Origin of the sequence: Pseudarthrobacter defluvii, from assembly GCF_030816725.1 — a bacterium.
GTDB classification, from domain to species: Bacteria; Actinomycetota; Actinomycetes; order Actinomycetales; family Micrococcaceae; genus Arthrobacter; species Arthrobacter defluvii_A.
This window is the reverse complement of the sequence record NZ_JAUSYG010000001.1, coordinates 52,144-78,411: the sequence shown is the minus strand read 5'-3', so window position 1 is coordinate 78,411 and position 26,268 is coordinate 52,144. Positions and strand designations below refer to the sequence as shown.

The window sequence follows — 26,268 nt, the reverse complement described above, 5'->3', positions numbered from 1 at the left end:
CGAGTCCTTGAAAGTCAAAGCCTCCGCCTTTCGCTGCAACAATAGGGGCTGGAGGTTGCCATGCTATTTGGCTGGCAATGGAGAAGCGAAGGACCCGGTTTGGAAGAGTTACAAGAGGCAATCGCCAAAGGCCGCTGCATTTTCATAGTAGGGACCGGCTTGTCTATTTCTGCTGCCGACCGGGCTACCTGTGCAAGTTGGAACGGGTTTATAGCTGAAAGTCTGAGCTACATGCGAGCTCGACAGATGGCACCGGACGCGTGGTACAGCATGATTAACTCAACCTTCGAGTATGCCGATAACAACAACGACACGGATGCCTTGATATCAGTTGCCGGACTCATACAACATAAAATTGCAGAAGCTGGCGGAATGGCACCAAACAACTGGCTGTCAGAGACTATCGGTAAACTACCGCTAGTCGATGACAGCTGGCCCCGTGCTCTGACGAGTGTTGGAAGTCCTATTCTGACGACCAACTACGATTCCTTGATAGAGCGAGCTACCGGTCGGGAAACTGTCACGTGGGAAAATAGTGCGGAAATCCAAAAGATGCTCGCCAATAATTCGACTAAGATCGGCCACCTTCACGGATACTGGGAAGAACCAGATTCCATAGTTTTCAGTCATGCTGACTACACTCGTCTGCTCAGCAGCAGTAGTGCCCAAGAGCTTCAAAGGGCTGCTTCTGCCTTGAAATCTATCGTTTATGTCGGCGTAGGCTCCGGATTAACTGATCCAAACTTCAGCCGATTGATCGAATGGCATCGATCGACCTTCAAAAATTCCGATCTCCAGCATTTCCGGCTTTGCAGAACTTCTGAGCTCGAGGCTCTCCAAGCAGAGCACCGTTCGGATCACATCCGGCCCGTCGTTTACGGGGAGCAGTACTCAGATTTTCCGGCGTTCTTGGGCTCGTTGTCCCCTCGCCCGGAAAATCATGTAGTTCTGTCAGAAACGGGACTTTTGCTTAGCCCCGTGCAGCTGGCGGTTGATGCCTTAGCTGACCGGGTCAGAATGCAATCCATAGTTTGCGAAAACACTCCTGATCGAGATGCCAGGAGAGTGGACGAACTATTGATCCCGCCCGTTCTTTTCCCGGTTGCAAGCGACCGTATACAAGCGGCAGAACAGATGAGCGACCAGAAGAAGGTCACCCGTTCTGATCCTCATGAGATCAGTCGATATAACGGGGTGACAGTGATTGTAGGAGACGAAAACTCAGGCCTAACTACCGCCCTCCAATGGATCCTGTCGGAGGCAGCAGCGGCCTCTGGAAAGCCGCCAATCCTCGTTGACTTCAACAGGTTCACCAAAGGCGGCAAGCCCTTGCTAGTTCAACTTAGGGCCGAAGGAAGATCCCTTGGCATTCTTCCGGCCAACAGAAATGACGTACCAGATTCGGTCATTGCCATCGACAACGTAACTCCTTACGCTGGACGCCTTTGTGACCAGATGATCGCGGATCTGCTTAGTCTGAACCTTCGCCAAGTGTTCATAGGCTGCCGGACAGAAAATGAAGCCGAACTAGTGGAGAGGCTACTCGCAGCTAACCTCACGCCGGAGGTACGGTACGTCGGTCCCTTCAACACGCAGGATGTAGTCAAGCTTGTCCGCTTGGCTACGCCAGTTCGGCCAGAGTCCGTCGCTACCCGAGTGATGTCTGTGCTGAATCAGCAAAACCTTCCGAGAACACCATTCATCGTCTCTCTTCTAGCTTCGATACTTCTTGCGGGAACCTCCATAGCGGCGAACAGTTCTCCCACCACCCTCTTGGACCAGTACCTGAGCCAGCTCTTGGGCCGCGGCAACGTGGATGAAGATGCGCGCTGGTCGATTGACTCGGGTCTTCGCGAAGCAGTATTGGCAGATTTGGCAATGTTGTTCGTTGAGCAAAGGGCCGGTTCGCTTCCCGGATCGGTAGTGACGTCCAGGGTGGAGACTTATTTTGAAAAACGCGATATTTCCGAGTCTGCCTTAGAAATTCTTGAATACTTCCGTGCTCAACGCGTCCTCAGATCCGACCGGAATCTTGTTCGATTCAGCCATCACAGCTATCTATATCTCTTTGCCGCCAAGGCAGCTGCTGAAGATGCCGAATTCCGTCAGACAATTCTCACGGATCCAACGCTTTTTGCACCGATTATTCGGCACTATGCCTCGCTGAAGAGGCAAGACACCGACCTGCTGGTACGAATGGAAGCCTACCTGGAGGCATCCCACATCCTCGCCGAAGAAAGAAGTCCGCTTCGCAAAGTGGAACTTGTCGAAGCACCCGAGGATTTTGATGATGAGTATGAGCTCGCTGAGTACGGAGACGACGACCCGGACGACGACACGGTCTCGGAGGACGACGATGTGCAGCTTCCCGAAGACCACCTTGTGCCCTACCAGGAAGCAGAAGCCTTCCCGCTGACAGTACCCGAAAATCTTCCCGCAGCGTACAGGTACTCAATTGTTGTAGACGTTGTTTCTACAGTTCTACGCGACTGTGACCAGGTCCCAGACCCGGCTCTTAAGTCCCGGCTTCTTCGGAAGGTTCTAACCGGTTGGGGCCGCTTCTTTGCGATGTTCTCTGATGACCCCGATCTCACCGAGGCCCTACGGAAGGTAGCCGAAACAACTGCTCACGCTTTGGAGATCCAGGAGGATCGGCGGCAGGAGTTCATCGATCGTGCAGCGGAGATGTTCCCGGCCATCTTCACCATGTCGGGGATTTCGGCCTCTCTCTCTTCGAGGAAGCTATTAAAGGCGCTGGATAAAGCTATTGATGATAAAGCCTTTGCAACTGATGGAGAAGGCGCTATTTCTGCAGCTTTCATGGTTCTTGACATCCATGAAGAAGGTTGGGCGAGCAAGCTTAGCGGCATCACCGAAGAGCACGTTACGCTTGAGGTCATTGCCGGGTTCTTTCACGACTTTTGTTCGTATCAATTCTTTGAGGCGTCAATGCCCGCTGCCGATGAGAATGCTTTGGCTCGCTATATTGCGGAATTGTCAGTGGCCAGTTATAGATTCAGGGACGAATCTCATCGGAAGGTCAGTGTGGCCAGGATTGAGCAAGTGCTCAAATCTAAAAAATCTCAACAGCGGGCCATGCGAGCATCCAAGGCAAGACCGATGCTGGAATAGTTTAGTTATTGATTGTCCAACTGGTGTGCCCTTACAAATACACGACGTGCAGAGCCTCTAACAGTCCGTAGTCGGGGCGCTCTGGGCAGGAGGACGATCGTCACTGTGGTCGTGGCTTTCTACAGTAGGCGCACGTCCACTTACAGTCTCTTGAGCACCGCTCCCCGGCCATTTGGAAACGCCGATAATGAAGATTCTGTAAAGCTGGCCCAGTTTTCTCCTGGTGCCATCGTGCAGCCCAAGGGAGGAGAAGGTCACTCCAACATGGCCCGACGCACGTCTTGGTAGACCGTTTCCCGGCTGATGCCTTAATCACGGACGAGGGCAACTTTAGAGACACCGCTGCCGGCGCCATGGACCAGTTCGGCCGCACGTTCCGGCGTGAGGATTCTCTTGCACACAGAAACGTGAAACGGGGATGCAATTGGAGGATTCATCTGCACGTGCCCGCTTGCAGCCACACCTCGAACTTCAAGTAACCCTTTAGTGTCAAACCGTAAGTTGTGGAAGGCTGGACGGATGGCTAAGCGGATCCCTAAGTGGATGGGGCGGGTAAGGGTCCCTGGCATTTCTAACCAAGCGGCAACTGATGACCTTTCGGGCCTGCAGCTACTTGCACTCTTGGCAACTTCGAGGAAGTGGGTGCACCGTCGCGTCACTGCCCTCCGCCTCGACGCTGAAGGTACGACTCGACAGAGTACGTCCGTAGACATAACGGTTCCAGAAGACATGGCCATACCCGCCAGCTCCAAGAATAGAGTCGTAGTGCCGCTCGGGATGCTGGTAAAGGGCGCTAAGCAACGCTTGGATGCAAAGCACGACGGCAAAGGCGTCGCCGTACTTGGTCGGGTGGACAATTCTAGGTTGGCTATCAAAATGTTGCATGACGCTGCGCGCAACTTGCCGCGCCTCTCCTCCGCGAATGAACCCGACGACGGCACGGTTTTCGCTGCTGTAGTGGAGTCTGATGCTGCTGATTCCTCAACCAAAGTGGACGCATATGAAGACTGGAAAGCATCGTCGCTAGACAGCCGAAATTTCACCGAGAGCCACAAACGAAGACTCTTACTGCTGGACATGCTTGTGGCTCGATTGGCTAAGAATTACCTCTTCTTGGTCGAACTTGATGCCGACTTGGTTGGTACTCGGACGACGTTGAAGTACTCCCTCGATGAAGACCTTCCGGAGTTGGAAGATCGGGGACCGCAACAGATTCGTTTCAAGCTCTCGATCCCTGACTATGGGTTCGCAGCAAGCCAGCACGTTGAGTTCGAGGTCCCGAAGGGTTTGTGTATTCAGTCGATCGACTTCGTGGCCTTTGATCGGAAGCTACTGGCCATCCAATCGTCTGGGCATTCTGTCACTAGTCCGACTCGAACGGCCCACGAGGTCTTGGCGCCTAAGTCCGTATTTCACACTGCGGATGCTTGGGTGGCAGCCGCTCCAGCGAGGCAAGGGGTCTTCTCCTTTTCTAAGTGGGCTGCCGTCATAACTACCTTCATCGTTCTGGCTACAATTCCAGTTCGAATATGGAACAACGAAGTACTCCGCCCCGAGGCCCTGATTCCCTCGCCTGCAGCCTCGATCATCCTTGTCACTCCGGCGCTCTTGTTATCATGGATGAGCAAGGAACCGGAGCACGAACTCGTCGCTCGTCTTCTTGCGCCACTGCGCGGCATACTTCTGGCCAGCGGAGGCATCTTGCTGACTATGGCGGTCCTGGCTGCTGTACCCGTCTCTCCCTGGATATGGTGGGGTTCGTGGTTCATCATCTATGGCGCCACCGCATGGATGGCAATCCATGCTTCAATAGTGTTTTCTAGCTACAAGAAAGTCGTAGGTCCAGACTATTCTTCCAGCATCGAAGGGAGGCTCAAATGAGCTTGATTCACGAGCATCGAAGAACCGGTTCAACGAGGCCCAGCGTTGTTATAGGACAAACACGGCTTTCAGACCTCAGCTCTGACTCGGACATCGAAATCAGTTCGGGAGGGGAATCAGTTTTTGGGTCGAAGAAACTGTCCCACACCGATGACGCCGTTTTCGAGTCTGCCATCGCTGACCTACTAGACGAGGTCCGTCAGGTCCGGTGGGCATCACGGAGACGACGTTAGCTCACTTTTTGAAATTTTGAAGGCTCACCTAGGCGGTGAGCCTTCAAAATTTAATGGGTGCGCCGCGAAAACACGAGCAGTCCCTTAGCAGGCACTCCCTCGTAAGCCCTAGCACGCCGATAATTGACCTTATGTCAAGCTGAATAGTGATTATTGCATCCGATGCACGATCACCCCTCCTCCGCCCATTGCCAAGCGGCATCCCGCGACTTGAACCAGAAAAGTGCCTGTGACTTGCGGAAACACCGTGCAGTCGGCCGGTCGGGCCCCTGGTAAGTCCACCAAGCGGCCTTCGTAAGCTGGAGTGCATCAAGTTGGAAATGGCCCTCGGATCCGCAGATTTGCGCCGGTTCTGCATTAATTGCATGATTCTTGCATCCAATGCAATGTATCGGGAGGTTTTCGTGGCGGTCGATTCAGCGGGACGGGTGCTCGACTTCGGCGCTGTGCGTTACCTTCACCCCGAGGACCACGTGTTCACCCAGATGCTTACCGGCTGGCGCAACCAGCAGTTGAGCCGGAACCTGTCGTTTGGCACCATCGAGGGCCGGGAACGGCTGGTGACGCGGTTCCAGGAGTTCACGAATGAGTATCCATGGCAGTGGACGCCGGCCCACGTGGACGAGTTCTTCGGGGATCTGCGCAGCGTGAAGCACGTCGCGCAGTCCACCATCCGGAGCTACCAGGCAGCGCTGAGGGCGTTCTGCGCCTACGCAGCGTCGCCTGAGTATGGCTGGGACCGGGTCTGCGAACAGTACTTCGGTACGCACCCTGCTCAGGTCTGTTTGAATATCCGCGCTTTTGGGGTCCATCCGTCGTGTGTTCGGGGGCCAACGGCCAGAGCGCGCAGTAGCGGTCCTGGGTGCCGGTAGTGGCGTGTTTGGGGGCCACCCCGATTTAGGCTCCTTCCGTCGTGTGTATAGGGCGCACGGCAGAAGGAGTAATCATCAATGGTACGGAAGATCAGAGCGAAGCTCGTGTTGCAGCTGCGCGCCGAGGGCCTGTCAGGCCGGGCGATCGCTGCGTCGCAGGGCATGTCCCGTAAGAGCATCACGGCGGTGCTGGAGGCTGCTGACGCGGCCGGTGTGGCGTGGGACGATATCGCCGACAGTTCAGAGGGCGAGGTCTATGCCCGGCTGTTTCCTGGGCGGGGTGAGCATCAGAGTGTGTTCGCGCAGCCGGACTGGGATCAGGTGCATAGGGAGATGGCCCGGGTCGGGGTGACGCTAAAGCTGCTGCATGGCGAGTACGCGGATTCACGCGCGGCTGCCGGTGAGCCGGTGATGGGTTATGACCGGTTCTGCAGGACCTATCAGCGGCATGTGCTGGTCACTGGGGTGGCGTCCCGGGTCGGGCACAAGGCGGCGCAGACGGTGGAGGTGGACTGGTCGGGCCCGACGATGCAGCTGACAGATCCGGTGACGGGCAAGTCGAGGACGGTGTATTTGTTTGTGGCTTGCCTGCCGTTTAGCCGGTACGCGTTCGTTGAACCCGCCCTGGACATGAAACAGGACACCTGGTTGCGGGCCCATGTGGCGATGTTCGAGGCCTTTAGCGGTTCGGTGCCGCGGATCGTGCCGGACAATCTGAAGACCGGCGTGATCAAGCATCCCCGCGAAGGCGAAGTCGTGCTCAACGACGCTTACCGGGAGATGGCGGCGCACTATTCAGCGGCGGTGCTGCCGGGGCGCATCCGGGCACCGAAGGACAAGGCGAGCGTGGAGAACACGGTCGCCCACGTGGCTACCTGGGTCATCGCCGGGCTGCGCCAGCAGCAATTCACCTCGTTGCTGGAGCTTCGCGCCGCCATCACCGACCGGGTAGCGGCCTATAACGCGGAGCCGTTCCAGAAACGGCCAGGGTCCAGGACCAGCGTGTTCGCAGCTGAAGAGCAGCCGCTGCTCACGGGGTTGCCGGCGGCCGCCTACGAGATCAGCAGGTGGGCCTACGGGCGCCGGGTGGGCCGGAACGGGCACGTGGTCTGGGAAAGGAACTACTACTCCGTGCCGTTCGCCCATGTTGGCACGTCGGTGGACCTGAGGATCACCGATCGGGTGCTTCAGGCCTACCGGGGCAGCGAACGGCTGACCAGCCATCTGTTGCTGCCCGAGGGCGCGACCAACGAGTATCGCACCAATGACGCGGACCTTCCCGCCGGCGAGAAATACCGGCAGTGGGACCCGGCCCGGGCGCGGGAATGGGCCGGACGGATCGGCCCGGCAGCGGTGACCGTGGTCAACCGGATCTTCGAGTCCGTCCCGGTCGACGAGCAGGGCTTGGACGCGGCATTGGCCGTGTTGCGGCTCTGCCGGCGTTATTCGGCCGAACGGGTGGAGGCGGCCTGCCGGCTTGCGTTGGCAGGCAGGGTGCGGTCCCCGCGGTATGCCCATCTTCAGCCGATCCTTGCCACGGAGCAGGACAAAGCCGCCGGGCTCAGGCCTCCACGGGATGAAGGAGTCGAACACGGCGGTTACGTGCGCGGCGCCGAGTACTACGCAGGTGGCGCCAAATGAGCGGGATCGATACTGAAACCAAGCGCAAGCTCCGTGAGATGGGTGCCGTCCCGATGCTCGAAGCGCTCGAGGCCCAGGACGAGGCACTCGTACTCGGCATGGCCTTCGAGGAACGGCTCCGCCTGGTCGTGGACGAGGCCCACTCCGGGTTCAATCACGCCAAGGTCGAGGGGCTGATCCGACGGGCCGGGCTACGCTACCCGGGCGCGGACCTGCGCCGGCTCGACCTCGTGGACGAACGCGGCCTCGACCGGAGCCTGATCGCCCAGCTCGGCACGTGCTCGTTCATTGAACGGCAGCAGAACGTCGTGTTTCAGGGATTCACCGGGTCCGGGAAGTCCTACCTCGGGTGCGCTCTGGCCAAGCAGGCCTGTCTGCACCGGATCCGGGCCCACTACGTTCGAATGCCCGACCTCGAGGAAGCCTGGGCGCTGGCGAAGGACAAGCCCTTGGGTGCCACGAAGTTCCTGAAGAAGTACGCGGCCTTCACTTTGCTGGTGATCGACGAGTGGCTCCTCGACCACCCCGACGAGGGCATGCGCAGCATGCTGCTGGAACTGCTCGAGCGCAGGTACGACACAGCTTCGACCGTGTTCTGCACGCAATACGCCAAGAAGGACTGGCACCAGCGGCTCGGCTCCGGGGTCCACGCCGATGCGATCATGGACCGCATCGTGCACAACACCATCTGGGTCGATACTGGCAACCACAACATGCGTGAACACGCCACCATGACGCAATAAGAAAACGTCGGTGGGAGCCGGTGGCCCCCATCCCCGCGGCCGCTGGCCCCCACCGGCAATATCACTGGCCCCCAAAGGCAAGATCGACTGGCCTCCAAGCCTTCAAATACTCAGTCTGTTTCGACTGGAACACCGCGGTCCATGCCCAGGCGACCGAATCGGCTCCTAAGCGGCGGCCCTTCACCCGGCAGGAACTGCAGGCGTTCTTTGACCGGGCCGATGACGAGGTGGACCGCATCGCTGGCCTGGGCCGCAAGGGCTGGCTGCCGGCCTACCGCGACGCGGTCCTCTTCAAGGTGGCCTACTGCTGGGGGCTGCGCCGTAACGAGGTCAGGCACCTGCAGACAGTGGATTTCTCCAGAAACCCGCACGCCCGGGAGTTCGGCAAGTACGGGGCGTTGCAGGTCCGATATGGGAAGGCAATGCGGGGTTCTCCCCCGAAACGCCGCAGTGTCCTGACAGTTTTCGACTGGTCGGCGGAGATCATCGATGACTGGCTGGAACGAGGACACCTACACATGACTGATGGTCTGGACCTGTTCCCCTCTGAACGCGGCACCCTTGTCTCCGAAACCGCCCTGAACCGCCGCTTCAACCGGTACTGCGAAGACCTCGGCCTCTCCCCCGGATTGGACATCCACTCGCTGCGCCGCTCCTACGTCACCCACCTGATCGAATCAGGAATGGACCCCTTGTTCGTTCAGCACCAGGCCGGGCACGAACACGCGTCAACAACAGCCCTCTACACCTCCGTCTCCAGCGACTACCGCGTCAAGACACTGCGCCGTGCCCTGGACTCCACCGTCCGGGACGCCCTTGCCGGAATGGAAGACTGAAGCTCATGAAACGAGAGATCGACTACCGGTGGCGGCTTGCAGAACTCATGGCAGCCCGGGGAATGCACAACAGCACCGACCTGAGCCCCCTGCTGAAAGAACGCGGCATCGAACTCTCCGCCTCCCAGGTCTATCGGCTCGTCACCCAGCGTCCGGAACGGGTTTCACTCATGATGGTCGCCGCCCTTTGTGACATCTTCGCCTGCGGACCACAAGATCTGGTCACCGTCACGGCCGCAGACGCCAATGTCCGCAAGGTCGCCTCGGATGCCAACGTCGTCGATCTGAACAAGACCGTCAGGCCCAAACGGGCCCGCGTGATCCGCGATGACGGCTGACATAACCTTGCGCCCCACAGTCCGCGGCCGCCCTCGCGCGACCGGCGCGTTCATCTGCGCCAGATGCTTCAGGGCAGCCGGTAAGCACCGCGCCAGCTGGCCTGAAGGCAGGATCTGCGGGACCTGCTTCGCAGTCGCCATGCGCACGCACGGACCTTGTCCCGGCTGTAGAACAGAGCGCATGCTTCCCGGGCGGTCTGCTGCCCACGGCGATCAACCGGTCTGTGTCGATTGCGCACATATCACCCAGGACTACCACTGCTCACGCTGCGGCACGGAAACCGAGCACTACCGCCAGGACACGTGCGCCCGCTGCTCGCTTCGGGACGACCTCAGCGTCCTGTTGCGCGTCGACGATGTCCGGGGATCGGAAGCGACGGCGACGAAACTGCTCGCCGCCCTCTGCGGAGCCCAGCGCCCCGAAAGCATCCTCACCTGGCTCCGCAAAACCGGCGTCCGCGACCTGCTCCAACGACTTGCCACCGGCGAGATCCAGCTCAGCCACGAGGCACTGGATCAGGAACCAAACAGCCTGCGGGTGGAACACATGCGCAGCCTGCTCATCCATCACAAGCTACTCCCGAGCAGGGACCACTACCTCGCTCTCTTTCAACGATGGCTCACCATCAAGCTCGAGGACGTTGACGACACCGACATCCGACGGCCCGTCGAGTCATTCGCCCGGTGGCACCACCTGCGACGCATCCGGAGCCTCTCCACAGACGGGAAACCCACCCGCGGCCCCGTCCATAGCGCGAAGCAGGAACTCACCGAAACCATCAAGTTCCTGACTTGGCTCAAGCTCACCCACGGGCGGACCGTCGCCTCCTGCCTCCAGGGCGACGTCGACTCATGGCTGGCCGACGGCCCCACCACCAGGCACCTCATCCGGACCTTCTTCGTCTGGGCGGTCAAGAACCGGACCTGCACCAACATCACCATCGGATTCCGACAAGCCAAGACAGTTCCCCTACTCACCCAGGGCCAACGACTCGCCATGCTCAAAGCCTGCCTCACCGACGAAGTGGACACCCTGTCCTATCGGGTCGCCGCCACACTCCTGCTGCTCTACGCCCAGCCAGTCGTGAAGATCGCCGCGATGAAAAGCACGGATGTGATCCTCACGCCGAATGGCCTGCGTCTGTCACTAGGGGAAGGAGATCCAGCGCCTGTGCCTGAGCCTTTCGCCTCACTGCTCACAGAACACGTTGCCTCACGCCCGAACATGCGCACTGGAAGCAGCTCGGGCAGCGAATGGCTGTTCCCCGGCTACCGGCCCGGGCAACACATCCACCCCAACACGCTCATGCTGCGTCTGAGGGAGGTCGGCATCGACCTCCGAGGCGCGCGCAACGCATCCCTCCGCGCCCTCGTCACCGAGGTGCCCGCCCCGCTCGTGGCCGAAATGCTCGGCTACAGCTACCAAGTCACCCAGAAACACGCCGCAGCGGCCGCCGAACCCTGGTCCCGCTATCCAAGAATCAACCCCACGCGGATAATGACCAACACCATAGGAATGGATCGATAGCCGCTCCTACACTTCCTCTGGAGCGGAGCCGGCCTCAGGACAATGGCCCGACAAACGGAGGCAAAGGTGGCAACAAAGGAAGAACTGCAGCGGAGACTTCAACGCATCCTCCGCTGGTTCCTTCCAGTAACGATCATCATGGTGATCTCCACCGTCCTAAGTCTCGTTGGTGTCGATTCGGAGCCATGGTTCTGGACTCGGACCATTCTCTTCGGCATCGCCGCCGTCGTATTCTGCGTCCAAGTCACCAGATTCTCGCTATGGCAGCGGGACGAGTACTGGCGGGAAAAAGGACGGGATCCTAAGCACCCGGACCGCTTCCCCTCGCGTGGCACTGCTGAATAGTTCCAAATCGAATAATGCTGGTTACCAGTACGCGTTCCGAGGGGGCGGAAAAGGCCTTAAATATGCTTGTTTGCTGGCTAACGCTTAGAGCAGGCTGCGTCAGCCTTCGCGCTCCACGCAGTAGGCATGGCCGTTGCTCTCCCGCGCCCGCTGGGACCGGTGCCGGACGAGGAAACAGGAATAGCAGGTGAACTCGTCCGCGGCCTGGGGAATCACCTGCACGATGAGCTCGTCAGAGATGATTTCGCCGCCAGGTATCAGCCCGTCGTCTAGGGCGTCGGCTTCGTCCAGTTCGGTGACGACGCTGCGGGCATCAGGGGCGTTTACGGTCTGCAAGTCCTCCAGGGAACGCTCCTGGGTTTCCTTGACGTCGGAACGGACTTCGTCGTAGTCGGCTGCCACGTTGGTGCTTCTTCCTTCAATCGTCGCTCTGATGCTCATTCCGGATGAGCACTGTAACGTGCACGGTTGCGCGGTTGTTCCTCAGGAGGCAGCGATATCGATGCGTCGAGTAAAACCCGCGCGCCGGCTGGTTACTCGAGGTCGGGTTGCCGCCAATTTCGTGGTCGTCCTCGGGAGTCCTGCCTTTGACCAATCTCTTGCCCGCCCCCAGTGCTCGCACATAGGCTCATGGGGTGAGTGGCGGGGACGGCAATCCGAAGAGCGGATCCGGCCCGCGACCCGAGAAGGAAAACAAGCATGGCAACAGGTACGGTCAAGTGGTTCAACGCCGAAAAGGGCTTCGGTTTCATTGCCCCCGACGACGGAAGCGCTGACGTGTTCGCACACTTTTCGGCAATCGCCTCCAGCGGTTACCGCTCCCTCGACGAGAACCAGAAGGTTCAGTTCGACGTCACCCAGGGCCCTAAGGGTCCCCAGGCGGAGAACATCCAGCCGCTCTAAGCGGTTGTAAAGAAGCTGGTCGGCACATGCTGGCCGGCTTTTTTCGTTCACACCACGCCGAGCCCGCCTCGTCATTCAAATGGCGTTCTCTTCGGCCCGGTAAGCCGGCACCCGCGAAACGTGGTTGTCCCCATTGGACTTCGCCTAAATGGCAAGAGCTGATAGCCGACTATGCAAAGGTGTGCCCGGCGTATCTCATCGGATGAATCCTGCGGGCCGTCTCCTGGTAAGTTCCGGGCCGCGCGGGTAGAGAGCTGTTGTGCACACCATTCAAGGGTTTTGCCCCATTCCGCTCGATGCCCGGACTATGGCATCAGCCGGGAACCTGTCTACCAATACCTTCGTCATGCAGGGCAGATTGACTAGGAAGTGACTTCCTTCCTGGTCAACGCCAGGCAGAACTCGTCGTTGAACTTGATTATAAGAGCTATAAGCATTCTGAGAGCGATGAGGTAAGTCCGGAAGTGTTCGGATTCGCTTGCGGAGGTTGGTTGCGATCCGTGCAGGTACATGTTTCGGAGCTCGGGCCCGTTGCTGAACTCGGTCTTGTTCAGGAAATAGTTGAAGTAGCTGGCTTCCCCTTCGGTCAACAGTGAGGACCTGCGGAGCACCCATCCGCGGGTTTCAAAGGCATCGACCGTCTCACGCCCATGGGGCGAGAGACGGTAGTACGCCGCAACCTGCTTAGTAAAGAGCCTGTGCAAGAGCATCAACTGTTGTGTGTCCGCAATCTCGATGCGCGCCCCGGTGTCTTCAACCACGCCCAGCTTGATCAGCTGATCCACAATGGACCGTTGGTGCTCCCGGAAGTCTGAGTACGAGACTTCATTTTGAATTAGAAGTTGAGCGGTGCTCTCGCCCTTGAGCGTGTCATTGATGTACTTCAATCTCGACTGGTCGTCGAAGAGTGTGTGGAGAACACCACGGATCTCCTCGTGGTCAGTTGCATAGACATACTTTCCGTCCAACAGGCTGGGTATTTGCTTGTAGAGCACGGGATCGGACGTAATTGAGAGGAGCTCCCTGTCTAGCTCCCCGTCCTGGACGTAATGCCTGAACTGGTTCACGAGTCCCTCCATCTCGGCGAACAGGTGACGTGCCCTCTCCAGATAGGAAGACGCCGCTGCGGACGGTGCGAAGGAGAAGTTGAGCGCGTCAAATTCCTCTACCAAGTAGGTATCAAAGAACCAGGCAATTACGGTCTCCAGACTGATGTCCCGTGAGGACAGATAATCCTGGTAGAGGCGCGTTTGCAGCAGAGAGCCAAGGTCTTTGGCATTGAACGCGGCACCAGTCTGATAATCCTTGCGCCCCGTAGTCGTCATAAACCTGTCGAAGATGCCCAGTTCAGCGGGGTACGACGGAAGCGTCAGTAGGGCTTGATCATCAGCAAATTCGAACAAGTGCTGGAAGTTATTCAGGATGCTTGCATTGTCCAAGGTCTCGTCAAACCAACTCCTGCTGTAGGCGAAGGTCGTCACCATATCATCGAGTTCCGCTTTCACAGGCTCGTGCTGGGAGTCGACGAGCTGCACTTCGACCCCGGTTTTGATCTTCACCGCAGATTCTTGCTTGAAAAGTTCCTGGACCAACCGTTCGCTTCGGCGTTTAGCCTTGAGTTTGAGTTTCGCGTCCACTCCTGCTTGGGCGTCGGTGGGGGCAGTCGCAACTAATCGAACATAGTTGAGATTTGCATCGGCACTATCTAGGTATTTATCCAGCAATTCTCGGGTGTCCGAGGGAGTGAAGCTATCCGGAAGGTTTATTTTGGTAGACGCATCTTTTTGAAGGTACTTCCGAACGAGATGCTCCGCGTTACTCACGTCAGCCATCAGCGCATCACGGATATGACTGTCATAGGCCGAGACGAGTCTCCTATTACCAAGCTTTTCGGCGAGGCTTATCCCGGCATGGGCAAGTGCCCGGAGCATGACTCGGGCATCGCAGCGCTCGAAGGCCTTGGTCTGGGCGAGAAGGTCCAGAAGATCAGACTGGTAATAGTACGGAACCCCGTGAGGTGAGCAACCAGGTTAGTGTTATCCATTGCGCCAATAAATTTGTAGGCCACGGCCCGCATTCTAGGGGCGAGTGCCTCCGCGGCCGCTCGTTCAACCGGGCTGTACGCGACGGGAAGAATCCCGGACTCGATGTACAACTGCACATTATACAGTTCAATGGCATCAGCTATGGTCCGCGGAGCTCCTGTGGCATCGAACTGAGAAATTATCTGTCCGATGCGCTCAAACTGCCAATACGACGCAAAGTCAGTTGGGCCATAGAACTTTACCTGCTTTGGTTCTTCGCTGCCTTCCGTCATGCTTCAATCAGTTCCCATCTGCCCAGAATTGCAGGACCGATGAGGTCCATTGAGAAGAGGATATCGGGCGCACTCCCCCGCCTCTTCCAATCGGCCGATCGAGGAATGAAGCGGCGGAGGGTTGACGGCATCTCCACTATCGCCCTCTGTGGTCGGGTGCTCTAATGCACTCGGCCGAGGAAGCCGTCGCGGACGCGTAAAACCAGTCTTGCTTAACCATTTCTACTGTTCACCGTGCTGAATAGTAGAAGAAGCGGTGTGCGAGCTATCGCCACCATCAGCCTGGCTCCTGCCTCAGCGGAGTGCTGATTGGCGCCGCCCTCTTCCATTGAGCATCGGATTGCGCGCTGCCCAGAAGGAACCGGCCCGCCTGTTTGCAGAGTGTGGAGTTGGAGCACATCAAACCTGACGAACCGGGGCAGCATGCCTTGACTTTCTTCTGAGAGGGGCCTAGAACTCAACCTGACAGGATGAGCTTGGAGGCACCGGTGACTGGACAGCGGATCGGGTACGTACGTGTGAGCACGCTTGACCAGAACGAGAAGCGCCAGCTCGAAGGCCAGGTTCTGGACCGGGTCTTCACGGATAAGGCCTCGGGCAGGGACACCGCGAGGCCAGAGCTTACAGAGTTGCTGCGGTTCGCGCGAGATGGGGACACCGTGGTTGTGCACAGCATGGACCGGCTGGCCCGGAACCTCGATGATTTACGTGCTCTTGTCCAGAGACTGACCCGCAAAGGCGTGCGGGTGGAGTTCGTCAAAGAGAGTCTGGTCTTCACCGGGGAGGACTCCCCCATGGCCAACCTCATGCTCTCCGTTATGGGCGCCTTCGCCGAATTCGAACGCTCCCTCATCAGGGAACGCCAAAGAGAAGGCATTGCCCTGGCCAAACAGCGCGGGGCCTACAAGGGGCGGAAAAAGACCCTTACGCCGGAAAGAGCGTCTGAACTCGTCCAGCGGGCCGGCAGCGGTGTACCGAAGGCCCTACTTGCCCGTGACTACGGGATCAGCAGGGAAACGGTTTACCAATACCTGCGCCAGGCCAAGGTGGAGTGAGGCACGTTCCCCTGCCTTGCGCCGTCGAGTGCAGGACCTGGGTTCGGGCGAGTTTGGTTGCCTGGTAGGTGTGGCCGGCCGTGCGGAGTCGCTGTATGAGTACGTTGCCGGTGCAGTGGCCGGTGTAAGCGACCCTGTCGCGGTCGGCAGCCGGTCACCGTCGAGGGCGAGAGCGAGTGCGATTTCGCCCGCCCAAGACGGCGGTGGCGGCATAGCCGGGATCACCGGGGCCAGCAGCAATCGCCTGGTAACGGTGCCCGTCCTCGGTGCGGGCGGTCACCTGGGAGTGAAACCAGCCCGCGCGCTGCGTGCCGGCGCTCGGGCCCGCACCTGGTGCCGGAAGAGAGCGGTCGAGCACACGCCGGGTCGGCGCGAACGCCATCACCTCGCCGTACTGAAGGGCGCGGCCGTAGGCCCAGCCCTGCAATGCGTTGCTGCGGCGCACTATCCGGGTGTTGAACGGAGCCATGATGAAAGGCGCGGTCCAGGTGCCGTCATCGGAACGGCGCACAGGACCGGCGTCAAGAGGCTGTTGTGTCGTCGGCTCCCGTATGCGGTCAGGGTTCAGAGCGTAAAGGTCCGCGGCTAATGACCGCAGGGCGGTGCTCGATCGCATCGCGTCGAGCTGCCCACGCATCGATTCGAGCGTGCCTCCGCTGATGCCAGCCTTGGCCGTAGCAACGAGTTGGACCTCGACCAATCCGCCGGCGCCATCGGCTTCTGCCGCCTGATGAAGGAGCAGTACGGCGAGGTCGGACGGCACGGAGTCGTAGCCGCAGGAGTGCACGATCCTGGCCCCGGCTCGTCCTGGCGAGAGCGTCGCAGCGATCGATCGCCTCCCGGACGAACGACACCTCACCCGCGAGGTCGGCGTAGTGAGTACCGGCCCGCGCGCAGGCATCGACGACAGGTAGTCCGTGTTTCGGATATGGCCGACGGTTGTGAAGAGCACGCGTGTGCCCGCGGCCAAGGCGGCGATCGAGTCCGCGTCCTCCGAGTCGGCTTCGATGAGGGCCCATCCGTGCGCCCCGACCGGCAACTGCGACCGAACCGCCCCCAGCCTGGACCTGGACCGGCCCGCGAGTCCGACTCGCATACCAGCCGGTGCATGCTCTGCCTCGGGTTGGTCAAGCGTTCTTTGTTCCCCTTACGCGCCCTCAGGACAGGGTTAGTGGCTCTCTCGATGTTTTCCGGAAGGTGCGAAGGCGCGCCGAGTATTTAGGAGTAGCAGGCCAGCCTCCATAGACTTGTCCTGCCATGAGGAGTACACCAGTAGCTGACGAAATGGTGTGGGCGGCCATTACCCGTCCGCCGGTCCCGCTTGTGTACCTGGACCTGAACCACTACATCCAACTGGCGAAAGCAAGCCGGGCTGCGGCCGGGCGCACAAACGAGACTGGCAAAGCCATCAAGGTGCTGCCCGGCTACCAGGCACTCCTCGAATCGGCGCGACGCGCAAAGGTTGAGCGTCGTGCGGTCTTCCCGCTGTCCTCTGTGCACTTTCTGGAGGTCGCTCACGCAGTCCCGAGCCCACGCCAGCGTGGACACGTCGCGGACATCATGGAGGAGCTGTCTGACTTCGCCTACATCCTCGGCCGTTCAGCCTTGGTGCAGTTGGAGATCTCGGCTGGATTGGACAAGCTCTATGACACGCCTGCCACCTATGAGGCCGCACCACTGCTAAAGAACAGCGCGCTCTGGGCCTTCGGTCATAACAGCGGATTCAGATTCATCAATGAATACACCGGAGAAGACCTTGAAGCTCAGCTTCGCAAGGAGTTGGGCGACGGAACGTTCGAGAACCAGCTGGCAGAGATGGACTACATACGTGAGCGAAAACTCCTGGAAGGTCCGCAGGATGCTGAGATCGCTGACCTTCGTAAAATTGGATATGCTCCCGAGACATACAAGGTCGCTTCACAGAGCCGGCTGGACTACGAGCTCCAAACGTCGGCCATCCTCGACGAAGACCCCTCCTGGCGGCGCGGTCGTTTGCGGGATCTCGTCTTTGGACGCGAGATCGCTCATGAGTGGATGGAAGTTTTCGTCCTCCATCTGCAAAACCGCGAGAAAGATGGGTTCAGGCACGACATCCCCGATGACTTAGTGGCCTTCTGGTCAGCCTTGCCGCAGGTTCAGGTCGCGGTCAGCATGAAGACCCGTTATCACCGGAATCCGGCACATCGGTGGAAAATCAATCACATCGCAGACATTGATGCCCTCGCGATAGCGTACGCCTATTGCGACGCACTTCTCACCGATGCCGAGGCCCGGGCCGCGCTCACCGGCTCTCGTGAGTTGCGCTCTTTCGGCGCCAACGTCCCTCGCAACGCGCAGGAGATGGCGGATTGGCTCGACGGCCTACCCGCTGCCCCGAGCCCGGACACCACCGTCAGCCATCTGCGCCATCGCCCTGCCTGAAAATTAGGTTGGTGTGGTCCGCCAGTCTCACAGCGATACACGTTGGGCCCCATTTAGCCCCCATTCAGCCCATCAGCCAACCGGAAAGCCGGTAGGTCCTGAGTCGCGGCAGCATTGAATTGATGCTCGAGACGCTTTGCAGCGGAGCGAACCACTCCACGCAAGTTGCTGCGTCACGTCAGGCTGGAGTGACAGCCCTCCCCCAAAGCGACACCTCGCTCGCCCATATGGCGCCCATGTAGCTTTACGGAATCTCCATTATCGGCGGTTAACTCGGACAAGTCGAAACAGATGAGAGATCGACACGGCTCGCTAATTCCGGGGCCGTCAGGGGGCAGGCGGGAACTCGGTGTGACGACAGCCCGGACTCCAAGTTTCCTTAAGACTCCAACTCATATGCACGGTCTCCGGCAAACTCCGGCAGTTAGTCGTTCGATGATCCGTGCGGCAACCACTGCAGGGGCGACCAAGCAGCGCCGTGTTACCCACCGAGCCCTCCCATGCCGTTCCAGATACACCGCCACGGGTGGCGAGTAGTGATAATACCAGCACACGAAACGTCGTCCCGGAATGCTTGCTAGGAGAACTTGATCCCTGAAACGGCGGAGCACCTCGATTTGAGGGGCGAGCGGGGTTCCATAGCAGGCGCTGGCTATGAAGCAACCATCGCCGACTCTGTCTTCGCCGTATCTGTTGACCAACTCCTGAAAAGAAGGCGGGATTACGGCAAAATGCACCACTTGGCTGAACTCAGTGGCGTTGTTGAAGAACAAGGTCGCGTTGTCCGCCTTCAACGGTTCGGCTCGCTCGGTAACCGGGGAAGTGCCGACCGTAATCGCGTTGGCATCCATGCTCCGGAAATTTAGATCGAGAATCGAGTCCGGCCTCCCGGGCCCAAAGATCAGGCGCCTGGTCAGGGACAAATCGAAGTGCACCGCAAGGGTGACATTCACGTACGGCTGCTTCTTCTGGTCCTCGATCTCCTTGATCACACGTCCGAGCCTGCGGAAACTTTCCTCGATTTTTCCAACCAGGAAGGTGTCGTAGTACGACTGGATTTGTTGCGTCAGGACTTTGCGGTACTTTTCCTCCGCTTCACGCTGCAGTTGTGCCAAATACGGAACCACGATGAGTTCCCAAATGACTGTAACCAGCAGTGCTACGAAACTCAGGGCAGCCCCGGCCGCCGCTCCGGCAGCCCCGACAGCGAAGCGACGGACACGTCCTGGTCCCCGAACAGCGGCGCCCTCCACAGCTCCCAAGCCTCTGGCTCCCTCAATACTCTTAGGGATCGCCGCTTCCACGGGAAGTTTGGGTGCGCCCGCCACCGGGAGCTTGGGTGCGCCTTCCGCCACCGGGAGCTTGGGTGCGCCTTCCGCCACCGGGAGCTTGGGTGCGCCTTCCGCCACCGGCGACGGGGACTCAGGGCCGGTACCCGGGCCCTTCTTCGGGGGCTCACTTCCACCAGGTTTCGGGGGTATCCGCGGGACGGGCTTGACGCCACGGTAGAGAGAGGCGGAATCAGGATCAACAATCCTAAGTTCGGAACCCAGCGGGAGGGCGGTGTTGACCTTTGAAACCTGCCGGGAGAGCTCCTTTCCGGTCCGGGTGCTGACCATCGGCTTCTCGGGCCCCTCCGGTTGGGAGTACGTGCTCCGGTCGCAGATCTGGCACGGCTCCTTTTCCACTAAAAGTGTCGCCTTCCGGATATCAAGCTCCTCCATCTTGGCGGTTGCCTTGCCCTCGACGTGCGAGGAGAACCCCTGACCACCCCCGCTCGTCAACTCGAACTGTCGGCCGTCCTCAGTGATAAGGACACCCACGATCGCGGTTGACCGTTGATTGGCCGGGACCAGCCGCACTCGGATCTCGTTGAGGAGTCGACGCTCTGCCTCGGTGAGGCCGCTGCTGCGGGGCGGAGGCGCTAGAGGATCCGGGTGCCGGGCCAACCGCAATCCACTGCGGCCGCGGACGGTCGTCCCCCCGCTGGACGCTGTACGATGGGAGACGTTCTGGGCCTCGCGCTCGAGTCCGTCGTCCGTTGAGGGCCCACCGCTCGCTACGCGATTCGTCGTCTGTTGCACGACGTGGGTCAGTTCGTGCGTGAGGAGTTGCACCCCGGCTGCCGTCTCCGGCGCATATCGCCCCGGTGCGAAAACGATGTGCTCGCCGACTGTGTAAGCGAGCGCGTGTTGCGCGCGGGAGTCATCTGCCGCCGCTGCGTCGGTGTGCACACGTACCGCCGAGAAGTCGTGACCGAACCTTGCCTCCATCGCAGCGCGCGTCGACGGGTCCAGCGGCACGCCACCGAGCGTCGCGGCTTTGGTGGCACCCTCTGCTGGCATACCGGCCACCTGCTGCACATCATGAACCACTGGAGGTACAGAATCCGCCAACTGCCGGGTAACCGCAGCGCGCTGCGATGACCGCGTTCCCGCGGTGCGTTTTTGTCTGTCATGTGCTGCCGCATAGACTTCGTACACTTCGCTCCAATCCACGGCCAGAAGGAACTGGCGTTGATACAACTTGTAAGGGCCGTTTTGCCCCGACAGGGGTTTGACCCGCCGCCGCCGCCGCCGGTGAACAATAGGTCGGTTTTGGAATTAGCGGATTTCTCTTCACGTGTTTCCGCGACTCCGGTTGATCGTCATTGGAACTGCTTAAGTCTGGTAGGTGACGTCAATGGTCCACCCTAGGGGCAGATAATCCTCCAGAGCGGCCTCTAAATTCATCCGGCGCTGGGACTCGAAAAGGGAATGGAATACACCCATTTCGGAGCCATCGTCGGCACCCTGGCGGAGCTCGTCTGCGCAGTCGTCCGCCAGTCGGCAGTAATTCGGTCGGCCGTAGCGCAGTTCGGGGTCCATGAAGACAGGTTTAACTCTGTCCGCCTCCGTGTCCTTGTCCGGGGGTGCCGCAGCGTCGATCACTAGGTCCGGTTGGCAGGCGTGCCGTCGCGGGGTGCGTGAGTCGGGTGGGACGTAGCAGTAGCGGATGCATCCTATCTGGCGGCGCGCTACCTTAATTTCGCCGAGAAAGGTGCTGTTCTGAGCCAGCTCCACCGCGTGGGTCCAGGTGCTGCCGATGACGGTGCTGGCATCCACTGTCAATAGTGCGTGCGCGCGGCGCTCATTCGGTGCTGTAATGGCTCGGAGTTGGGTGTCGGTGGCGTCCACTGTGCTGCAGCGCAGCAGCAGGCTCAGGGGCTCGGCGTCCACCTCGTCGCGCTGAACAATGATGGTGCCCGTGATGGTGTGGTCAAGTTCCACGCAGGTTCCGGCGGAAGCGGGATGCTCCTGCGCTGAGGCGAGCTTCGTATCCTCCTCGAGTACCGGAAGATCTGTCAGAATGAGGCTGGGTTCTTCCCCGTTCCGGGGCCAGCAGGCCGAGTCCAGCTCCCATCCGGGTACCAGGGTGCAGTGCCGCAGCAGGATTTCAGACGGGTGGCCGGTAATTCGCACGGGATGAGAGGCGACCATGATGCCGTTCATTTCCACCCGGCTGTTCTCTCCGCAGGCGATGATCATGTCATCAATGTCTGCCCGGCGCCCCGGCAGGACGATGGTGGGCCGGCATCCGTCGGCGGCCCGCAATGAAAACGTATGGTGTGCTGGGACGTCCACGGTGACTGGCTCGACATACAGCCCGCTGTCGGCCAGCACCACTACCATGCAAATCGGGGGCCGCGGGGAATCCTGCAGGCTCCGCACCGCTTCCATGATTACCGGCTGGCGTCCCTTCGCAACTACATGGACGATGGCGAAGGCACGCCGGATGGCGTCAGGATAGTGGGCTTCCAGGATGAGGCGGTTTAGCCGGATGCGGCCTGAGCCTAGCGGTGCGGCGTTGATCAGGCGCAGCGTTTCTTCGTCTAGCCGGTCCGCCTCCACAGGCCCCTCGCTGAGGTTTTCCGCCTGCAGGATCCGGTTGAGTTCTGCGTCCAGAGTAGCGTCCTGCTTCAGCTGCTGGGCCGGCTGCTCGTCCTTGGGAAGTTCGGCCAGTGCGCCGGGGGTCAGCAATGACCGCAGGTAGACGGTGAAGGCTCCGTCACCGGTGGCCAGGATGCCCGAGAGCACACGGCCGGCCTCGTTCAGGTGGCCGGGACCGAACAGGAAAGCTGAGACCGGTGGTGGTGCCTGCGGCCTTCGGTACTCGCCGCCGCCAAGGGCTGTGGCAAAACCGTAATGGTAGGAAGCAGTTATGCGACCGATCTGCCGGCGCTCAGGGAACATCACCCGGCCGCGCACCGGATCCACGGCGATGTCCTCCCCGAACACTTCGGGCCGCCAGCCGCTCAGGTCTTGTGCCTTTATCCGCTCGGCAGGAATCGGCACGCCATTTTCAAACAGGCACAGGCTCTGGTCCGGTCCGTAGAGGGCTTCGGCACGGTCCCGCAGGAAGGCAGTATCAATCGGCCGGGGAATCAGCGGCTCTATGTCCGGCGGATCCCCGCTTTCTTGGGAATCTGTGCGTTCGTACAAGGGCGCATCATTGCCCAACACGCTCAGGGTGAAGCAATTGGTCCGTTGGGGCAGCAGAAACGGGCGGACCCGGGTCAGCGGCCAGGACGGCAGGCGCCAGAGGTCAACCTTTAACTCGTGCGCACCACCACCTCCAGGGCCGATTTCGTCGGAGATGGCAGCGGGCCAACCCGCCACACTTGCAGCCACATCGTCGAGGACAGAGCGGGTTCCCTTGCGCCGGCGCAGCCTGAGGGTGTCGGCGACCGCACGGCGCGGGATGAGCAGCCTCAGGTCCTCCGCCCCGGACGCCCCGTCCTCCCCGGGTACCGGCAGTCGCCGGTACCCGACCAGGTCACCGAGGTACGGCACGACCCAGTCCTGGCAGGTTTCGATGAAGAGGTTGGCATACATGCTCCGGATGTCTGCCTCCAGCAGATCGGCCTGTTCCCCCAGAACACGGAGCAGGTCCCGGAGGGCATGGCCCTGTTCAGCGTCGCGGACCCGGATGATGCCGGGCAGCAATCGGTACAAGCGGTCGGGGTCGGGGGTCATCATGAGGTCACCTCGAAGGGAGTTAGCAGCATCGTTCCGGGCGCCGCGGGCGAGAGGTAGGCGATGTCACCGGGACCGACGACAGGCGCGGACGCCGAGTCTCCGGTCAGAAGGTCCTTGGCCCTTTGGGCGACATCTTGCGGTATTGAGGGCGAATCCGGGGTGCCGGTGCTGATGGCGCCGAACGCCTGCAGGTTCACCCAGGCCACGCCTCGGACTGTCTGGATGACCGCCATCGCTTCGCCCGGGCGGGCGACCTGGCCGATCTCCCGTGCTTCGAAGCCAAAGGCGCCAAACAGGGCCGCCTGGATCCGAGGCAGTACAGCTTCCCAGACATGGCCCTCCTGCAGCCGGACCTGCGCCCGCATTCCCAGCAGCAGTGCTTTGCGGATCCGCAGTCTGAGAGTCACGGCTGGATTTCCGGGTGTCTTCAGCACGTCACCGGGCCCGGGCCGGAAACCCCCGAATTTTCGGAGCGACTCCCGGAGGTTGCCGATCAGGGCCGACTCTTCCGAGAGCGGAACATCGTTCTCCCCAGCCAGGATCAGCGAGTAAGCCAACGGTGCCGGGTTTTTTGTTCCGGGGTTTTCAGAAGAGACCAGGGAAGCTTTTCCGATGCCTGCGAAAGCCCGCGCGAAATCAGCGAGATCGGACGCCGAGACGAGTCGGTCCAGCGCCGCGAGCCCCACTGGCGTCCGCCGCCTGATGCTCTCGACGCCGTCGTGGTCCGCCCCGCCAGAGGCCGCAAGGGGGTTCAGGACGCCGGTCACCCCTTGGGGGCGTGTGGCCAGCACGCTGATCTGCCCGGCCTTGACGTTCCCTGCGGACCCCAGGCCACTGCGGTACAAGGCCTTGACATTATTGGTGCCGGTGGGCAGCCTAGCGCCCAATCCGATCACGACGGCGGTGCCGCCACCGTCGTCGGTCTTCAGGACATAGCGGCGCTCCCCTGCCGCCGCAGCGGCGGGGTTCGGCTCTTCCTGCCACCTGATGTCATTGACGATGACTTGCAGCGTGGACTGTACACCGTCCGGGGTCGGGGCGGCAACGTACGTTAGAGGTCCCTGTTTGAGGCTGAACTGCTGGAGGGCCCGGCCGGCGTCCCCGCTGCCGAGCAGTTCGACGCGGCTCTCCCCGTGGGTTGCAGGCGCCACATTGCCGCAGAGCCGTACGGTGTCCCGCCGGTAGCTAAATTTCAGGCCGGGTTCGGCAAAGGACAGATAAGTGTGGATAGTGTCTTTGGACGCCTGTCCGTCCACGTCGTTCCGGGCCAGGTGTTTTACGGCCGTGATCATCAGCAGCTCTGCTGTCCGTACGCCGCTGACCGTCGGTTTCTTCCCGGAACCGCCAAGGTCCGAGCGCTCACCTGTCACAAGCACCCGACGTCCGGGGTGGAGCCCCTCGTAGTAGCCGTCCAACTCGAGGTAGTCGTCCAACTCGAGACGGTCTTTCGCCACCGGCTCTTGAATCGGCACCTCGACAGGCTCCAGCAGCTCGCTGTGCGCATAAATCACCGTTCCGCGTACAGCTATGTCTTCTTCCTCCCTGAGCCATGGCGCATCCAGGGTGAGCACCGTGACACGGGATGGCAGGATGAAGTTTGTCCGCGACATGGTGCGGACGTTCTTGACTGCGTAGACATCGACCCGCTCCTCGCCTCTGCCTTTCGCATCCGGTGCGCCCGGCCGCACGATCATCACCCGGCTCTCGGGAAGGATCTGGTCATAGACGGCGTCCAAGGCCAGCTCATCGCGCCCGAGGACCACCACTTCATCCCCCCGGAGCAGGGCCTCCGGGGCGGCGGCGCCACCGGCTGTCTCGGTCCCGGTCATAGTGCCATCCGCCTCGGTGGCGCCCGGCCCGGTGCCAGCGGGCTCCGTCAGGCTGATTACCCCGTCCTTATGCATCGGGCCTGTCCCGTCAGCGTTCCACTCCCGGTAACCGGTCACGACTCCAGGCTCGCCTTTGTAGACCGGAATCAGCGCGGCATTGTTGCCGTGCAGGGCAGCCTTGATCCGCATGGCATAAATGCGCACCCCTGCCTCGGCAGCACCCAAAGTGGTGCCGCCCAATGCTGCCCCCAGATGCTCCTTCAGCTGCGGATAGGACGCCTCCAACAAACCGTAGGCGGCGTAGGAGTTCTGTGTGAAAATATCCTCCGGACGGAGCTGCAGCCGCTCCCGGGTGCCCGTATACAGTGAGGGCCGCTGGATCAGGCTCTCGAGCAGCGCCTTGCTAATGGGCGCGGGACCCGTGGCCTCCGGTCGCGGCGACTCGGAGTCCAGTTCCACCCGGGTCCGGTCCTGTCCCGGCAGGGCCTCCACGGCCGCCGCCACGGCCCGCAGGGGACGTTCGTCCGGTTGGAACACACCCTCGAGCAGCAGGGTATCCCCCTTGCGCAGCCCTGTGCTGATGCCCTTAAAGTACAGCACCCGGCTGGACGGCAGGATCCGCTGAGGTTTGGTGAGCCGGGGCAGCATCTCGTTCCAGCGCGGTCGACCGGAAAGTTCCTCACTGGTTTCGAAGGGCTGCATGGTCTCGCCGGGTCCGGGCTGGCTGTAGGCGCGCGTGCCTCGTGGGACGTGCAGGACGGCCTGCTTGTCCATATCGTCCAGGGTGAAGGCCAGGTAGGCGTCGGCCGCGACGCCGGGTCTGGGGGCGTACCCGACGAGCCGCGCCAACTCCACGGCAGAGCGCCGGTCGGTGCAGGTGCGCAGATAGTGCTCGTTGACCAGGCGTTCATTGTAGAAGTTCAAAATGTGGCTCAGGCAGGACCAGCCCTCCAACAGCGCCATGGCCGGATCCAGCTGCTCCTGCAGCATCCGGGCCGTCAGCCTCCGTAGGGCCGGCAGATCCGAGCTGGAGAGCCGCCCGGTCATCCTCGCTAGCGTGGGCCCATAGCCGGCCTGGCCGAAACTCAGGGCCGCCCGACCGGGTGGGTTGGTTCCGCCCCGGCATCCTGCCCCGCAGGACCGGTCTCCGTCGCACCCGCCGGTATGGCACGCGCC

General features: G+C 60.7%; 18 protein-coding genes. 12 read left to right on the top strand and 6 right to left on the bottom strand.

Annotated elements, in window-relative coordinates:
* Window positions 1–270: 270 nt before the first annotated feature.
* The 9 genes from QF031_RS00300 to QF031_RS00260 all read left to right on the top strand — a co-directional run bounded on the left by QF031_RS00300 (window position 271) and on the right by QF031_RS00260 (window position 11,549).
* Complete coding sequence (locus QF031_RS00300; protein ID WP_307422532.1) at window positions 271–3,132, top strand: SIR2 family NAD-dependent protein deacylase; 2,862 nt, start codon at window positions 271–273, stop codon at window positions 3,130–3,132.
* Window positions 3,133–3,897: 765 nt separating this feature from the next.
* Window positions 3,898–5,013 (top strand): hypothetical protein, encoded by a 1,116-nt coding sequence (locus QF031_RS00295; protein ID WP_307422529.1) that lies wholly within the window; start codon window positions 3,898–3,900, stop codon window positions 5,011–5,013.
* Window positions 5,014–5,611: 598 nt separating this feature from the next.
* Window positions 5,612–6,118: a phage integrase N-terminal SAM-like domain-containing protein gene (locus QF031_RS00290; RefSeq protein ID WP_307422526.1), complete on the top strand. Its 507-nt coding sequence runs from the start codon at window positions 5,612–5,614 to the stop codon at window positions 6,116–6,118.
* A 78-nt stretch (window positions 6,119–6,196) separates the two neighbouring features.
* Window positions 6,197–7,759, top strand: a complete 1,563-nt coding sequence (gene istA / locus QF031_RS00285) for an IS21 family transposase (RefSeq protein ID WP_307422523.1) — start codon at window positions 6,197–6,199, stop codon at window positions 7,757–7,759.
* Complete coding sequence (locus QF031_RS00280) at window positions 7,756–8,502, top strand: ATP-binding protein (RefSeq protein ID WP_141002472.1); 747 nt, start codon at window positions 7,756–7,758, stop codon at window positions 8,500–8,502. Before istA ends, QF031_RS00280 begins: the two co-directional genes overlap by 4 nt.
* Before the next feature lie 20 nt (window positions 8,503–8,522).
* On the top strand, window positions 8,523–9,338 hold the full coding sequence (locus QF031_RS00275; protein WP_307422520.1) for a tyrosine-type recombinase/integrase: 816 nt from the start codon (window positions 8,523–8,525) through the stop codon (window positions 9,336–9,338).
* Window positions 9,339–9,343: 5 nt separating this feature from the next.
* Window positions 9,344–9,676, top strand: a complete 333-nt coding sequence (locus tag QF031_RS00270) for a helix-turn-helix domain-containing protein (RefSeq protein WP_307422516.1) — start codon at window positions 9,344–9,346, stop codon at window positions 9,674–9,676.
* Between the two features lie 181 nt (window positions 9,677–9,857).
* Window positions 9,858–11,204, top strand: coding sequence for a hypothetical protein (locus tag QF031_RS00265; protein WP_307422514.1), 1,347 nt, complete (start codon window positions 9,858–9,860; stop codon window positions 11,202–11,204).
* A gap of 66 nt (window positions 11,205–11,270) precedes the next feature.
* Window positions 11,271–11,549 (top strand): hypothetical protein, encoded by a 279-nt coding sequence (locus QF031_RS00260; protein ID WP_307422510.1) that lies wholly within the window; start codon window positions 11,271–11,273, stop codon window positions 11,547–11,549.
* Between the two features lie 99 nt (window positions 11,550–11,648).
* Here the strand turns inward: QF031_RS00260 and QF031_RS00255 are convergent, their stop codons facing one another.
* Window positions 11,649–11,951 carry a DUF4193 domain-containing protein gene (locus tag QF031_RS00255; protein WP_307422508.1) on the bottom strand — a complete coding sequence of 101 codons (303 nt, stop codon included), beginning with the start codon at window positions 11,949–11,951 and terminating at the stop codon, window positions 11,649–11,651.
* 297 nt (window positions 11,952–12,248) lie between these two features.
* Here QF031_RS00255 and cspE point away from each other — a divergent pair, with 297 nt between their 5' ends.
* Window positions 12,249–12,452, top strand: coding sequence for a transcription antiterminator/RNA stability regulator CspE (gene cspE / locus QF031_RS00250; protein ID WP_104046164.1), 204 nt, complete (start codon window positions 12,249–12,251; stop codon window positions 12,450–12,452).
* 362 nt (window positions 12,453–12,814) lie between these two features.
* Here the strand turns inward: cspE and QF031_RS00245 are convergent, their stop codons facing one another.
* Window positions 12,815–14,383, bottom strand: a complete 1,569-nt coding sequence (locus tag QF031_RS00245) for a hypothetical protein (RefSeq protein WP_307422505.1) — start codon at window positions 14,381–14,383, stop codon at window positions 12,815–12,817.
* 874 nt (window positions 14,384–15,257) lie between these two features.
* Between QF031_RS00245 and QF031_RS00240 the strand changes: the two genes are divergently transcribed.
* Entirely contained in the window at window positions 15,258–15,824 is a 567-nt protein-coding gene (locus tag QF031_RS00240; protein ID WP_307433024.1) for a recombinase family protein, read from the top strand.
* A gap of 154 nt (window positions 15,825–15,978) precedes the next feature.
* Here the strand turns inward: QF031_RS00240 and QF031_RS00235 are convergent, their stop codons facing one another.
* Window positions 15,979–16,587, bottom strand: a complete 609-nt coding sequence (locus QF031_RS00235) for a hypothetical protein (RefSeq protein WP_307422502.1) — start codon at window positions 16,585–16,587, stop codon at window positions 15,979–15,981.
* A gap of 494 nt (window positions 16,588–17,081) precedes the next feature.
* On the opposite strand from QF031_RS00235, the gene QF031_RS00230 reads away from it, so the two are divergent.
* The gene (locus QF031_RS00230) at window positions 17,082–18,245 is read left to right on the top strand and encodes a hypothetical protein (protein WP_307422500.1); all 1,164 of its coding nucleotides are present in this window, start codon (window positions 17,082–17,084) and stop codon (window positions 18,243–18,245) included.
* A gap of 392 nt (window positions 18,246–18,637) precedes the next feature.
* Here QF031_RS00230 and QF031_RS00225 read toward each other — a convergent pair whose 3' ends face one another.
* The 3 genes from QF031_RS00225 to QF031_RS00215 form a co-directional block, all read right to left on the bottom strand.
* Window positions 18,638–20,590 (bottom strand): eCIS core domain-containing protein, encoded by a 1,953-nt coding sequence (locus QF031_RS00225; protein WP_307422497.1) that lies wholly within the window; start codon window positions 20,588–20,590, stop codon window positions 18,638–18,640.
* A 315-nt stretch (window positions 20,591–20,905) separates the two neighbouring features.
* Window positions 20,906–23,263, bottom strand: a complete 2,358-nt coding sequence (locus tag QF031_RS00220; protein WP_307422494.1) for a hypothetical protein — start codon at window positions 23,261–23,263, stop codon at window positions 20,906–20,908.
* Window positions 23,260–26,139, bottom strand: coding sequence for a baseplate J/gp47 family protein (locus QF031_RS00215; RefSeq protein WP_307422491.1), 2,880 nt, complete (start codon window positions 26,137–26,139; stop codon window positions 23,260–23,262). Before QF031_RS00215 ends, QF031_RS00220 begins: the two co-directional genes overlap by 4 nt.
* Window positions 26,140–26,268: the final 129 nt, after the last annotated feature.

Excerpts from the sequence above, each read along its gene's own strand:
- QF031_RS00300 (WP_307422532.1), top strand. The coding sequence starts at position 271 with ATGATTAACTCAACCTTCGAGTATGCCGATAACAACAACGACACGGAT.
- QF031_RS00290 (WP_307422526.1), top strand. The coding sequence starts at position 5,612 with ATGATTCTTGCATCCAATGCAATGTATCGGGAGGTTTTCGTGGCGGTC.
- istA (WP_307422523.1), top strand. The coding sequence starts at position 6,197 with ATGGTACGGAAGATCAGAGCGAAGCTCGTGTTGCAGCTGCGCGCCGAG.
- QF031_RS00280 (WP_141002472.1), top strand. The coding sequence starts at position 7,756 with ATGAGCGGGATCGATACTGAAACCAAGCGCAAGCTCCGTGAGATGGGT.
- QF031_RS00270 (WP_307422516.1), top strand. The coding sequence starts at position 9,344 with ATGAAACGAGAGATCGACTACCGGTGGCGGCTTGCAGAACTCATGGCA.
- QF031_RS00265 (WP_307422514.1), top strand. The coding sequence starts at position 9,858 with ATGCTTCCCGGGCGGTCTGCTGCCCACGGCGATCAACCGGTCTGTGTC.
- cspE (WP_104046164.1), top strand. The coding sequence starts at position 12,249 with ATGGCAACAGGTACGGTCAAGTGGTTCAACGCCGAAAAGGGCTTCGGT.
- QF031_RS00245 (WP_307422505.1), bottom strand. The coding sequence starts at position 14,383 with ATGCTCCGGGCACTTGCCCATGCCGGGATAAGCCTCGCCGAAAAGCTT.
- QF031_RS00230 (WP_307422500.1), top strand. The coding sequence starts at position 17,082 with ATGAGGAGTACACCAGTAGCTGACGAAATGGTGTGGGCGGCCATTACC.
- QF031_RS00225 (WP_307422497.1), bottom strand. The coding sequence starts at position 20,590 with ATGCCAGCAGAGGGTGCCACCAAAGCCGCGACGCTCGGTGGCGTGCCG.
- QF031_RS00220 (WP_307422494.1), bottom strand. The coding sequence starts at position 23,263 with ATGATGACCCCCGACCCCGACCGCTTGTACCGATTGCTGCCCGGCATC.
- QF031_RS00215 (WP_307422491.1), bottom strand. The coding sequence starts at position 26,139 with ATGACCGGGCGGCTCTCCAGCTCGGATCTGCCGGCCCTACGGAGGCTG.